14 protein-coding genes are annotated in these 12,691 nt (G+C 62.4%); 13 read left to right on the forward strand and 1 reads right to left on the reverse strand.

The features are described 5' to 3' along the window. Window positions 1-2 precede the first annotated feature (2 nt). From RC54_RS10975 to RC54_RS11010, 8 genes are all read left to right on the forward strand, one after another. Entirely contained in the window at window positions 3-512 is a 510-nt protein-coding gene (locus RC54_RS10975) for an OmpH/Skp family outer membrane protein (RefSeq protein ID WP_231739064.1), read from the forward strand. 129 nt (window positions 513-641) lie between these two features. Next, window positions 642-1,730, forward strand: coding sequence for a UDP-3-O-(3-hydroxymyristoyl)glucosamine N-acyltransferase (lpxD, locus tag RC54_RS10980; protein WP_061789209.1), 1,089 nt, complete (start codon window positions 642-644; stop codon window positions 1,728-1,730). Then, the gene (gene fabZ / locus RC54_RS10985; RefSeq protein ID WP_017451072.1) at window positions 1,723-2,187 is read left to right on the forward strand and encodes a 3-hydroxyacyl-ACP dehydratase FabZ; all 465 of its coding nucleotides are present in this window, start codon (window positions 1,723-1,725) and stop codon (window positions 2,185-2,187) included. Before lpxD ends, fabZ begins: the two co-directional genes overlap by 8 nt. A gap of 145 nt (window positions 2,188-2,332) precedes the next feature. Beyond that, window positions 2,333-3,121: an acyl-ACP--UDP-N-acetylglucosamine O-acyltransferase gene (lpxA, locus tag RC54_RS10990; RefSeq protein ID WP_058895299.1), complete on the forward strand. Its 789-nt coding sequence runs from the start codon at window positions 2,333-2,335 to the stop codon at window positions 3,119-3,121. Further along, window positions 3,105-4,280 carry a lipid-A-disaccharide synthase gene (gene lpxB, locus RC54_RS10995; RefSeq protein WP_058895300.1) on the forward strand — a complete coding sequence of 392 codons (1,176 nt, stop codon included), beginning with the start codon at window positions 3,105-3,107 and terminating at the stop codon, window positions 4,278-4,280. Before lpxA ends, lpxB begins: the two co-directional genes overlap by 17 nt. Window positions 4,281-4,340: 60 nt before the next feature. Then, complete coding sequence (gene rnhB / locus RC54_RS11000; protein WP_017451075.1) at window positions 4,341-4,973, forward strand: ribonuclease HII; 633 nt, start codon at window positions 4,341-4,343, stop codon at window positions 4,971-4,973. 11 nt (window positions 4,974-4,984) lie between these two features. Continuing rightward, complete coding sequence (locus tag RC54_RS11005; RefSeq protein ID WP_058897545.1) at window positions 4,985-5,776, forward strand: TrmH family RNA methyltransferase; 792 nt, start codon at window positions 4,985-4,987, stop codon at window positions 5,774-5,776. 14 nt (window positions 5,777-5,790) lie between these two features. Continuing rightward, window positions 5,791-6,294 carry a DUF6314 family protein gene (locus tag RC54_RS11010; RefSeq protein ID WP_061789208.1) on the forward strand — a complete coding sequence of 168 codons (504 nt, stop codon included), beginning with the start codon at window positions 5,791-5,793 and terminating at the stop codon, window positions 6,292-6,294. On the opposite strand, the gene ppsR is transcribed toward RC54_RS11010, so the two are convergent. Beyond that, complete coding sequence (gene ppsR / locus RC54_RS11015) at window positions 6,275-7,129, reverse strand: posphoenolpyruvate synthetase regulatory kinase/phosphorylase PpsR (protein ID WP_061789207.1); 855 nt, start codon at window positions 7,127-7,129, stop codon at window positions 6,275-6,277. The two genes, RC54_RS11010 and ppsR, sit on opposite strands and share 20 nt — an antisense overlap. 66 nt (window positions 7,130-7,195) lie before the next feature. Here ppsR and RC54_RS11020 point away from each other — a divergent pair, with 66 nt between their 5' ends. The 5 genes from RC54_RS11020 to RC54_RS11040 all read left to right on the forward strand — a co-directional run bounded on the left by RC54_RS11020 (window position 7,196) and on the right by RC54_RS11040 (window position 12,680). Continuing rightward, entirely contained in the window at window positions 7,196-7,483 is a 288-nt protein-coding gene (locus tag RC54_RS11020; protein WP_244216468.1) for a hypothetical protein, read from the forward strand. A gap of 10 nt (window positions 7,484-7,493) precedes the next feature. Beyond that, complete coding sequence (gene ppsA / locus RC54_RS11025; protein ID WP_058895305.1) at window positions 7,494-9,848, forward strand: phosphoenolpyruvate synthase; 2,355 nt, start codon at window positions 7,494-7,496, stop codon at window positions 9,846-9,848. A gap of 147 nt (window positions 9,849-9,995) precedes the next feature. Next, window positions 9,996-10,430, forward strand: a complete 435-nt coding sequence (locus tag RC54_RS11030) for an NfeD family protein (RefSeq protein ID WP_017451081.1) — start codon at window positions 9,996-9,998, stop codon at window positions 10,428-10,430. A 54-nt stretch (window positions 10,431-10,484) separates the two neighbouring features. Beyond that, window positions 10,485-11,396, forward strand: a complete 912-nt coding sequence (locus RC54_RS11035) for an SPFH domain-containing protein (protein WP_017451082.1) — start codon at window positions 10,485-10,487, stop codon at window positions 11,394-11,396. Between the two features lie 3 nt (window positions 11,397-11,399). Further along, window positions 11,400-12,680: a serine hydrolase domain-containing protein gene (locus tag RC54_RS11040; RefSeq protein ID WP_061789205.1), complete on the forward strand. Its 1,281-nt coding sequence runs from the start codon at window positions 11,400-11,402 to the stop codon at window positions 12,678-12,680. Window positions 12,681-12,691: the final 11 nt, after the last annotated feature.

The raw sequence follows: 12,691 nt of genomic DNA on the forward strand, positions 1-12,691 counted from the left end.
TCATGACCAAATCGTTCCTGTCCCTGCAGACCATCGTGATGGCGGCCTGCCTGTTGAGCTTTGCGCCTGCCCATGCGCAGGAAAGCTCCAAAATCGCTTTCGTGAGCACCGAACGCATCTTCCGCGAAGCGGCGCCCGCCAAGGCGGCACAAGCCAAGCTGGAAGCCGAGTTTGCCAAGCGCGACCGCGATCTGCAAGACATGGCCGCACGCCTGAAGGCACAGTCCGACAAGCTGGACAAGGATGCTGCCGTGCTGTCGGACTCCGACCGCGCCAAGCGCCAGCGTGACCTGTCCGACCTGGATAAGGAATTCCAGCGCAAGCAGCGTGAATTCCGTGAAGACCTGAACCAGCGTCGCAACGAAGAACTGGCCGTGGTGCTGGAACGCACCAACAAGGTGATCCGCCAGATCGCCGAGTCCGAGAAGTACGACATCGTGTTCCAGGAAGCTGTCTATGCTTCCAAGCGCATCGACATCACCGACAAGGTGCTCAAGGAACTGGCCAAGTAATTGCCGTATTGCCGTGCGGGCGCAGGGTGGCAACACCCTGGCGCCCGCATGTCGCTTCAGGGGCTGCCATGCTGGTGGCCTTTGTTTTACCGTCACACCAAGCAACGCCTATCATTCGGAAAAGCCAAGATGAGTATTCGACTGCAGCAACTGGTCGAGCGCCTGGGCGGACAGTTGAAGGGTGATGCGACCATCGCGGTCCAGGGCATTGCGCCGCTGGACGCCGCAGGTGTCAGCCACATCACCTTCCTCTCCAATCCCAAGTTCCGCGCACAAGCCGAAGCGACCCAGGCGGCGGCGCTGATCCTGTCCGAGGCTGACGATGCCCAGGTGCAGGGCTACGCCGGCGCCCGTATCGTTACCCGCAACCCCTACGCCTATTTCGCCCGTGCTGCCCAGTTGTTCCAGGCCGAGGCCGAAGTTCGTGCTCCCGCCGGCATCCACGCGAGCGCCGTAGTCGATCCTTCTGCCCAGGTGGCCGCCGATGCCGTGATCGGCCCGCTGGTGGTGATCGAGGCGGGTGCCGTCATCGGCGCCCGTGCCCGCATTGATGCCGGCAGCTTCATCGGTCACCACGCCAAGGTCGGTGAGGATACCCATTTCCATGCCCGCGCCACCCTGCATCACGCCTGTGAGATCGGCGCGCGCGGCATCGTGCATTCGGGCGCGGTGATCGGTGCGGATGGCTTCGGTTTTGCCAACGAAGCCGGGCAATGGATCAAGATCCCGCAGGTAGGGCGCGTGATGATCGGCGATGATGTCGAAATCGGCGCCAATACCACCATCGACCGCGGTGCCCTGGCCGACACCGTGATCGAGGAGGGCGTCAAGCTCGACAACCAGATCCAGATCGCCCACAACTGCCACATCGGCGCGCACACCGCCATTGCCGCCTGTGCCGGCATCGCCGGCAGCGCGAAAATCGGCAAATATTGCTCCATCGGTGGCGCCGCCATGATCCATGGCCACATCACCATCGTGGACAAAGTGCACGTGTCGGCCGGTACGCTGGCCTTGCGTTCCATCCTGGAGCCGGGCCAGTACACCGGCTTCTACCCCATCACGGAACACCGCGATTGGGAAAAATCCGCTGCCTTGGTGCGCAATCTGGGCACGATGCGTGAGAAAATCCGGGCGTTGGAAAAATCGCTTAAAACGTTGACACAAGAACAAGCGGGCCAAGCCTCGCTTTCAGAGAATCAAGAAGAGAATGAATAGCCTCGACATCAATCAAATCAAACAGTACCTGCCGCACCGCTACCCGCTGCTGCTGGTCGATCGCGTGCTGAACTGGGAGAGCGGCAAGACGATCACCGCCATCAAGAATGTGACTGTGAATGAAGAATTCTTCAACGGACACTTCCCCCACAAGCCGGTGATGCCGGGCGTGCTGATGATCGAGGCACTGGCCCAGACCGCCGCGCTGCTGTCCTTCCTGACCGAAGGCCGCAAGCCCGATGAAAACACCGTGGTCTATTTCGTCGGCATCGACAACGCCCGCTTCAAGCGTCCGGTGGAGCCAGGCGACCAGTTGAAGATGGAAGTGGAAATCACCCGTCGTGCCCGTGGTATCTGGAAGTACCGCGCCGTGGCTACGGTGGACGGCCAGGTGGCGGTGGAAGGCGACCTGATGTGCACCATGCGCAGCGCCGCCGACGCCAGCCAGGGCGCCTGAACGCCTCCAAGCAGTCCAGTCTGCACGGCTTGAGGCTGCAAGCCAGGCCCGGTGGCGATCGGCAAGGTCGCACCGGGCCTGATTCATTGTGCACATTGCTACAATGTAATATGCACATTTTGCGAACCCAATCGAAGCACAGGATATGTCCAAGATCCATCCAAGCGCAGTAATTGCTCCCGGAGCACAGATCGATGACTCCGTCGAGATCGGCGCCTATGCTGTCATCGGCCCTGACGTGCGCATCGGCGCCGGCACCCGCATCGGTCCCCACGTGGTGATCGAAGGCCATACCCGCATCGGCCGCGACAACGAAATTTTCCAGTTTGCCTCCATCGGCGCTGCGCCTCAGGACAAGAAGTATGCGGGCGAGCCCACCACGATGGAAATCGGCGACCGCAACACCATCCGCGAATTCGTCACCTTCAACCGTGGCACCGTCCAGGATGCGGGCGCTACCCGCATCGGCAACGACAACTGGATCATGGCCTACGTTCACCTGGCGCACGACTGCCAGCTGGGCAGCCATATCATCCTGGCCAACAATGCCACCCTGGCCGGCCACGTGCATCTGGGCGACCACGTCTTCCTGGGCGGTTTCACTACCGTTCACCAGTTCTGCCACATCGGTGCGCACGCGATGACCGCCTTCACTGCTGCCGTGAGCCAGGACGTGCCTCCCTTCGTGACCGCCGCTGGCAACCGCGCAGTACCCTCCGGTATCAACAGCGAAGGCTTGCGCCGCCGTGGCTTCAGCAGCGAGCAGATCATGGAGATCAAACGCGCCTATAAGGTGATCTACCGCGCCGGCCTGCCGCTGGAAGAAGCCAAGCAGCAACTGGCCGAGATGGAAGCCAAGTCGGCCCACAGTGCCGAGCACATTCGCCTGCTGCGCGAATTCATCGAGGCTTCGGCCCGTGGCATCATCCGCTGACATCACGCGCCGCCAGTCGATCGCACTGGTAGCCGGCGAAAGTTCGGGCGACCTGCTGGGCAGTCGCCTGTTGGCCGGGGTGCGCGAGCGCCTGCCCGAGGTGCGCCTGCATGGCATCGGCGGCGAGCACATGATGGCGCAGGGTTTTACCAGCGACTGGCCGATGGACAAGCTCACCGTGCGCGGCCTGTTCGAGGTGATCCCGCGCTATCGCGAGATCAAGGGCATCCAGGATGCGCTGCGCGACAAGTTGCTGGCCGACCGGCCGGATGTCTTCGTCGGCGTCGATTACCCCGGCTTCAACCTGGGCCTGGAAGAGCAGCTCAAGAAGGCCGGCATCCCGACCATCCACTTCATCGGTCCGCAGATCTGGGCCTGGCGCGGCTGGCGCATCAAGAAGATCCAGCGTGCGGTGTCGCACATGCTGGTGATCTTCCCCTTCGAGGAAAGCATCTACCGCCAGGCCGGCGTGCCGGTCACCTATGTCGGCCATCCGCTGGCCGAGGTGATCCCGCTGCAACCCGATACGCCGGGCGCACGCCAGCGCCTGGGCTTGACCGGGCCGGGCAGGGTGGTGGCCATCCTGCCCGGCAGCCGCATGAGCGAATTGAAGCAAAATGGCGAAGGTTTCCTGGCCGCAGCGCGGCTCTTGCAGCAACGCGATGGGCAATTACAGTTCGTCACGCCCATGGCGGGTGAGCGCCAGATGGCCTTCTTTGAAGAGCAGATTCGCCAGGGTGGATATGAAGATCTGGGCATCAGCGTGATCCGTGGCCAATCGCACAGCGCCATGGAGGCCTCGGATGCAGTGCTGGTGGCCTCCGGCACGGCCTCGCTGGAGGTGGCGCTGTACAAGAAGCCGATGGTGATCTCCTACAAGGTCAACTGGGCCTCGTACCAGATCATGCGGCACATGGCTTATCAGCCCTGGGTTGGCCTGCCCAATATCCTGGCACGCGAATTCCTGGTGCCGGAACTGCTGCAGCACCAGGCCACGCCCCAGGCGCTGGCCGATGCCATGTGGTTCCAGCTGGAAGATCACGCGCACCAGCAACGCCTGGCGCGGCGCTTTGCCGACCTGCATCAGTCCCTGCTGCGCGATACCAGCCGGGAGAGCGCCAACGCGGTATGTGAAGTCATGGGTGCAAGACGCCGTTGACGTGCAGGAATGAAGAATCGCTGCGGCGATCGGTTTATAAGTTTGATGAAGGAAATTGCTATGCCCAAGGCGGCGCCCCAGACCCTGGCTTTATTCGACGACTATACCGGCGAGATCATCTGCGGGGTCGATGAGGCCGGCCGTGGTCCGCTGGCCGGCCCCGTCTTTGCGGCCGCCGTGATCCTCGATCCGGCGCGTCCGGTCAAGGGCTTGCGTGATTCCAAGAAACTCTCCGAAGCCGCGCGCGACAGCCTGGCGCTGGAAATCAAGGAATCGGCACTGGCCTGGGCCATTGCTTCCTGCAACGAGCAGGAAATCGACGAACTCAACATCCTGCACGCCAGCATGTTGGCCATGCGGCGCGCGGTGGAATCGCTCTCGACGCTGCCCACGCTGGCCTTGATCGATGGCAACCGCTGCCCGGTCATGAGCATCCGTTCCGAAGCCATCGTCAAGGGCGACGACAAGGTGCCGGCCATCTCGGCCGCCTCCATCCTCGCCAAGACTGCCCGCGACGCCGCGCTGATGGTCTTGCACGACACCTATCCGCACTACGGTTTCGACCGCCATAAGGGCTATCCGACCCCCTTGCATCTGGAAATGCTGCGCCTGCATGGCGTCTCGCCGGTCCATCGCCGTTCCTATGCGCCGGTCAGGGCCTTGCTGTCTGCCCAGACCGTGATACCGGCGTGAACGAGATGAGCATGAAACTGATCACCTCCAAGGACAATCCGGTCTTCAAGGACTTGAAGCAACTGGCCACCAGCAGCCAGGCCCGCCGCCGTGCCGGCCAGAGCCTGCTGGATGGCGTACACCTGGCGCAGGCCTGGCTGCAACATCGTGGCGCGCCGCAGGTGTGCGTGGTGGCTGAGAGCGCCCAGTATCACCCTGAGGTGGCTCCCATCCTGGCGCAATGTGAAGCTTTGCACGCACAATGCCTGGTGCTGGCCGACAGGCTCTATGACGCCATCAGCACGGTCGAAAATGGCGTGGGCTTGCTGCTGCTGGTGACCACACCAGAGCCTGCTGCGCCCACGTCCTTGAAGGAATCGGCCGTGCTGCTTGATGGCCTGCAGGATCCGGGCAATCTCGGCTCCATCCTGCGCAGCGCAGCTGCGGCGGGCGTGAAGCAGGTGTTCTGTTCGCCCGGTACGGCGGCAGCCTGGTCGCCCAAGGTCTTGCGTGCCGGTATGGGCGCGCACTTCGTGCTGGATATCTTCGAGAATGCCGATCTGGTCGCCCTGTGCGCCGCCAGTCGCATCCCCTTGCTGGCCACCAGCTCGCACGCGGCCCAGACCATCTATGACTGCGACCTGTCCGGTCCGGTGGCCTGGCTGCTGGGGCATGAAGGGCAGGGGGTGTCAGCGGCCTTGCAAGATGCGGCCACGCATGAAGTGGTGATTCCGCACCTGGGCGAGATGGAGTCGCTCAACGTCGCTGCCGCTGCTGCGGTCTGCCTGTTCGAACAACTGCGCCAGCGCACCGTCGGGCGTTGACGGCGACGCCCACCATGGCCGTCTTGCCGCCACGCCACATGGCCGACATGGCCGCCCTGGCCGACTACTTCTTGGGGGAATGGATCTTCACCCGGACCATCTGGGAGGGCAGCGACACCCCCCAGGCTACGGCGACTGGTGAACTGAGCTTCACTGCCGGCACGCTCCCTGGCCAGTTGATCTATCGCGAGCATGGCCAGTTGCGCATGGTCGGTGCGCCTGACCGTCTGATCCCGTTTTCCCGCGTCTTTGACTATCGCTTCGGCGCAGATCGCCTGGCGGTGCTGTTCGCCGATGGCGAGCGCATCGGCCAGCCTTACCAGGACTACCTGCTGCAAGGGGTGGAACTGGTGCCGGCCGCCGATCACCTGTGCGGCGCGGATTGCTATAACGCGGTGTATACAGCCCATAGTGAAGATTGCTTCACTATGGAGACCACCATCAACGGCCCCAAGAAATGTACACGCGTGCGGAGTGAATTTTCACGCCGACTTTCGCTCAGCGCGTCTCCAGCTTGATTTCCTGCAGGATGGTGGCGGCGATTTCCTCGATGGACTTGGTGGTGGAGGACATCCAGCGAATGCCTTCGCGCCGCATCATCTTCTCTGCCTCATTGATTTCATAGCGGCAATTTTCCAGCGCTGCATATTTGCTGCCCGGACGACGCTCATTGCGCACTTCCGAGAGCCGTTCGGCGGCAATGGTGAGGCCGAAGATCTTCTTCTTGTGCATCACCAGCCCGCTGGGCAGCTTGTCGCGCTCGAAGTCTTCCGGGATCAGCGGATAGTTGGCGCACTTGATGCCGAACTGCATGGCCAGGTACAGGCTGGTGGGGGTCTTGCCCGAGCGCGACACGCCCACCAGGATCACATCCGCTTCCGAGAGGTTCTTGTTTGATTGTCCATCATCGTGCGCCAGCGAGAAGTTGATGGCTTCAATGCGGTTGCGGTATTCCTCGGAGTCGGTGGTGTTGTGGCTGCGGCCGATGGTGTGGGTGGACTTCATTTCCAGCTCCTGCTCCAGCGGCTCCACGAAGGTCTGGAACAGGTCCATGTGCATGGCCTTGGCGCGGCGGATCACCGAAGACAGCTCCGACTTCACCAGGGTCGAGAAGACGATGGGCAGCTTGCCATCCACCGAATAGGCTTCGTTGATCTTGCGGGTGGCGTCGTGCGCCTTTTCCAGGGTGTCGATGAAGGGCAGACGCACCTGCTTGAAACGCAGCTCGAACTGGCTTAACACCGAGTGCCCGAAGGTCTCCGCCGTGATCCCGGTGCCGTCGGAGACGAAGAACACGGTGCGGTTGGCGGCCAGGAGAGGGGAAGGGTGCGGGATCGGCATGGGGTCGAGCATGTCTTGTCTTTTGAAAAATAGAAAAAGTGTTGGGTGCTAATAACAAAAATGATTTCACGCGGTACAATGCTTGGCAACAATTTCGAGAAGCCCATCTTGATGACCGTCATGCCGCCGCGCAATTTGCCCGAGTTCCTGATGATGTTTGCACTGGCAAACGTCCTCGCTGCCTGCGTGCGCCGGATGCTGTCCCTGGGCTGGTCCTCGAAGCCGCACCTGCTGCCGCAACCGTCGCAGAATAACAAAAATAAACCGACCCATGCCGCGCCCGCGAAGATTTCTTATCATCAAGCTAGGGGTTGTCATGTCCAACGCAGTAAACACCCAGGGGGCGGTATACGTAGCCTCCTTTGAAAATCTTCGCATGACGGACGTCGAGTCCGTCGGTGGCAAAAACGCATCGCTGGGTGAAATGATCTCCCAGTTGGCCGGCGCGGGTGTGCGCGTGCCGGGCGGTTTCGCTACGACTGCGCAAGCTTTCCGTGATTTCCTGGAGCACAGCGCCGATGGCGGCCCGACCCTGGCCGCCCGTATCGCCAAGCGTCTCGAAGGCTTGGATATCGATGACGTGCGTGCACTGGCGCAAGCCGGTGCCGAGATCCGCCAATGGATCGTCGAGACCCCGTTCCAGCCGCGCCTGGACCAGGAAATCCGTGCCTTCTACGACAAGCTGGTGGCCGATTCGACCGCCGAGATGTCCTTCGCCGTGCGCTCCTCCGCCACCGCAGAAGACCTGCCCGACGCGTCCTTCGCCGGTCAGCAGGAAACCTTCCTGAACGTGGTCGGCATCGACAACGTGCTCGAAGCCATGAAGCATGTCTTCGCTTCGCTCTACAACGACCGCGCGATCTCCTATCGCGTCCACAAGGGCTTCACCCACGCCGAAGTGGCATTGTCCGCTGGCGTGCAGCGCATGGTGCGTTCGGATGTGGGCGCCGCTGGCGTGATGTTTACCATCGACACCGAATCCGGCTTCAAGGATGTGGTCTTCATCACCTCCAGCTATGGCCTGGGCGAAACCGTGGTGCAGGGCGCCGTCAACCCGGACGAATACTACGTCCACAAGCCCATGCTGGAACTGGGCAAGCAGCCGGTGATCCGCCGCAACCTGGGTTCCAAGCTGATCAAGATGGAATTCACCGGCGAAGCCAAGGCCGGCCGTTCGGTCAAGACCGTGGACGTGCCGGTGGAACTGCGCAACCGCTATTCCCTGACCGACGCCGAAGTGGTGGAACTGGCCAAGTACGCCACCATCATCGAGAAGCACTACCAGCGTCCGATGGACATCGAATGGGGCAAGGACGGCCGCGACGGCAAGCTCTACATCCTGCAGGCCCGTCCCGAAACCGTGAAGTCGCAGCAAAAGGCCACCGATGCCCAGCAGCGCTTCAAGCTCAAGAGCTCGGGCACCGTGCTGGCCACCGGCCGTGCGATTGGCCAGAAGATCGGCGCCGGTCCGGTGCGCGTCATCAGCGATCCGGCTGAAATGGAACGCGTGCAACCCGGCGACGTGCTGGTGGCCGACATGACCGACCCCAACTGGGAGCCGGTCATGAAGCGCGCCTCGGCCATCGTCACCAACCGTGGCGGCCGTACCTGCCACGCCGCCATCATCGCCCGCGAACTGGGCGTGCCGGCCGTGGTTGGTTGCGGCGACGCGACCGAAGTGTTGAAGGATGGCAACCTGGTGACGGTCTCCTGCGCCGAAGGCGACGAAGGCAAGATCTATGACGGCCTGCTGGAAACCGAAGTGACCGAAGTGGCCCGTGGCGAACTGCCGCCGATCCCGCTGAAGGTGATGATGAACGTGGGCAACCCGCAACTGGCCTTCGACTTCCAGTCGATCCCCAACGGCGGTGTCGGCCTGGCGCGTCTGGAATTCATCATCAACAACAATATCGGCGTGCACCCCAAGGCCATCCTGGAATACCCGAACATCGACGCCGACCTGAAGAAGGCCGTCGAATCGGTAGCCCGTGGCCATGCCTCACCCAAGGCCTTCTACGTCGACAAGCTGGCTGAAGGTATCGCCACCATCGCCGCGGCCTTCTGGCCCAAGCCGGTGATCGTGCGCCTGTCGGACTTCAAGTCCAACGAGTACAAGAAGCTGATCGGCGGTTCGCGCTACGAGCCGGACGAAGAAAACCCGATGCTGGGCTTCCGTGGCGCCGCGCGCTACCTGGCGCACGACTTCGCCGAAGCCTTCCAGATGGAATGCCAGGCCATGAAGCGTGTGCGTGAAGACATGGGCCTGACCAACGTCGAGGTGATGGTGCCCTTCGTGCGTACCCTGGGCCAGGCCGAGAAGGTCATTGGTCTGTTGGGCAAGTATGGTCTCAAGCGTGGCGAGAACGGCCTGCGCGTCATCATGATGTGCGAAGTGCCGTCCAACGCCATCCTGGCCGATCAGTTCCTGGAGCACTTCGATGGCTTCTCCATCGGTTCCAACGACCTGACCCAACTGACCCTGGGCCTGGACCGCGATTCCGGCATGGAACTGCTGGCGGCGGACTTCGATGAGCGCGATCCGGCCGTGCAGGCCTTGCTGACCAAGGTCATCACCACTTGCCGCGAAAAGGGCAAGTACGTGGGTATCTGCGGCCAAGGTCCTTCGGATCACCCGGACTTCGCACAGTGGCTGATGGAGCAGGGCATCGAGTCCATCTCGCTGAACCCGGATACCGTCATCGACACCTGGCAGCAACTGGCCAAGAAGTGATGCAGCTTTAGGCGTCACTGAAGACAGTCTGTAAAGAAGTACAAGGCGCGGGCAGAAATGTCCGCGCCTTTGTTTTTGCGAGAGTCCTATGTTCTCAAGCTGCGGTAGACTTGTGTTCTTTGCAGTTTTCTTCATGGGGATTCGACAATGACGGACTGGTCACTCTGGCTGGTGCTGGCCGGCGGGCTGCTGGGTGCAGAACTCTTCACAGGCAGCTTTTACCTGCTCATGATCGCGCTGGGCCTGGTGGCCGGCGCCATCGCGGCCTGGTGCGGGCTGATGCTGGAGTGGCAGTTGCTGGTGGCGGCCGTGGTGGGTGTGGCCGCCGTGCTGGGCTTGCGTCACAGTCCTTATGGCCGCCTGCGCCGCAGTAGCGCCAATGACGATCCCAATGTCTTGCTGGATATCGGCCAGAGCATCGAGGTGCCGGCCTGGCAAGCCCATGGCCAGCAATATCTCGCCCGCGTGCCGTATCGCGGCGCGCAATGGGATGTCGAGCTCTTGCCCGGCCATCATGCGCTGCCGGGCAGCTACGTCATCCGCGAAATCCGTGGCAGCCGCCTGCTGGTGGCGCCACGCTGATTTGACTGATTGGTACCGTTTTCTTCCCCCCCCCCTCGTTTTCAGGAGAATTCCATGCTGGGCAGCGTCACTCTGGTCATCTTCTTCCTCGCCATCGTCTTCGTCGTGCAGACGGTCAAGGTGGTCCCGCAGCAGCACGCCTGGGTGGTCGAACGCCTGGGTAAATACCACGCCACGCTGGCACCGGGCCTGAACATCGTGGTGCCCTTCATCGACCGCGTGGCCTACAAGCACGTGCTCAAGGAAATTCCGCTGGATGTGCCGCCGCAGGTCTGCATCACCAAGGACAACACGCAGTTGCAGGTGGATGGCATCCTGTATTTCCAGATCACCGATCCGATGCGCGCCTCTTATGGTTCGTCCAACTACATCGCCGCCATCACGCAACTGGCCCAGACCACGCTGCGTTCGGTGATCGGCAAGATGGAACTGGACAAGACCTTCGAGGAACGCGACCACATCAACACCGCCATCGTCAGCGCCATCGATGAATCGGCCGAGAATTGGGGCGTGAAGGTGTTGCGCTACGAGATCAAGGACCTGACTCCGCCCAAGGAAATCCTGCACGCCATGCAGGCCCAGATCACCGCCGAGCGCGAGAAGCGCGCCCTGATCGCCGCCTCCGAAGGCCGCAAGCAGGAACAGATCAACATCGCCACCGGCGAGCGCGAAGCCGCCATCGCCCGTTCCGAAGGCGAGAAGCAGGCTTCCATCAACCGCGCCCAAGGCCAGGCCGCTGCCATCCTCGCCATTGCCGAAGCCAGTGCCGAGGCCATCCGCAAGACCGCTGCCGCGATCCAGCAACCGGGCGGTTCGGACGCCGTCAACCTGAAGGTGGCCGAGCAATATGTGGATGCCTTCGGCAAGCTGGCCAAGGCCAATAACTCCATCATCGTGCCAGCCAACCTGTCGGACATGAGCGGGCTGATCGCCTCGGCCCTGCAAGTGGTCAAGCAACAGAAATAAGCCATGACACGACGTTTCTTGCGTATTCCCGCGTTTCAACCGAGAGCCTTCCTGCTGGCCGCCTCTTTGCTGCTGGCCGCCATCAGCGCCCAGGCGCAACAAGCCTCCGAGGCCGCCCTGGCGGCACGGGTGGATGCCCAGATGGAGCAATTGCTGGGCCAGTATCCGGTGCCCGGCGCCAGCATCGCCATCGCTTATCAGGGCAAGCTGGTCTACCAGCGGGGGTATGGCCTGGCGGTGACCGAATCCGATACGCCGGTTACGCCCATCACGCGCTTTCGCATCGGCAGCGTCTCCAAGGTGGTGACGGCGGTGGCGGTGCTAAAGCTGTTCGAAAATGAATTGCCGCAGGTGCTGGACCAGCCCGTCTTCGGGCCGGAGGGTCTGCTGCCGGACGCCGCCTATCCCGAGTTCGCCCAGCCGCTGGACCAGCGCGTGCTGAAGATCACCCTGCGTGAGCTGTTGCAGCACACCAGCGGCTGGGGCGGCAGCGACTACGATCCGCAATACGATCTGGTCAATATCGCCAAGGCACGCCAGGTGGCGGCCCCGGCCTCGGCGCGCGACGTGATCGCCTTCATGCTCAAGGAGCGACTGCTGGATGCGGCGCCGGGCACGGAATTCTTCTACAGCAATTTCGCCTACAACGTGCTGGGTCGCATCATCGAGCACAAGTCGGGCCTGCCCTACGAACAAGCGGTGCAGGCGCTGGTGTTCAAGCCGGCCGGCATCGACGATGCGCGTATTGCCGGTGACCGCCGCAGCGAGCGTGCAGCCAACGAGAGTGGCTACTATGACGATCCGCGCTGGCCTGCCGTGGCCGATCGCGATGGCAGCGGGGCAATGGGGCCGGAATCGTATTTCGCACTGCATTTCAAGGCCATGGATGCCAGCGCCGGCTGGGTGGCCACCGCCGCCGATCTGGTGCGCTTTGCCGATGTCACCCAGGGGCGTGGCGGGCCGGCCTTGCTGCAGCCGTCCACGCTGGCGCTGATGAAGCATCGCAATCCGACCCAGGCTGAGAACAACTATGGCCTGGGCTGGGTGGTCACGCGCAGCAATGGCATGGAAATCCTCTCCCACAGCGGTGCGCTCACCACCGGCACCTATGCCTATCTGCAATCGCGCGCCGATGGCTGGACCTGGGCGGTGCTGATGAATCGCTTGCCGATTCCCTATCCGCCGGAGCAGGGTGTGAGTGAACTGCAAGCCTTCCAGGTGGCGGTACAGCGTGGCCTGATGAACGTCATCGTGCCTGTCGTGCCGGCAGCCGCTGCGCAGTAGGGCGCAGCACT

The organism is Herbaspirillum rubrisubalbicans (genome assembly GCF_003719195.1).
GTDB lineage: Bacteria > Pseudomonadota > Gammaproteobacteria > Burkholderiales > Burkholderiaceae_D > Herbaspirillum > Herbaspirillum rubrisubalbicans.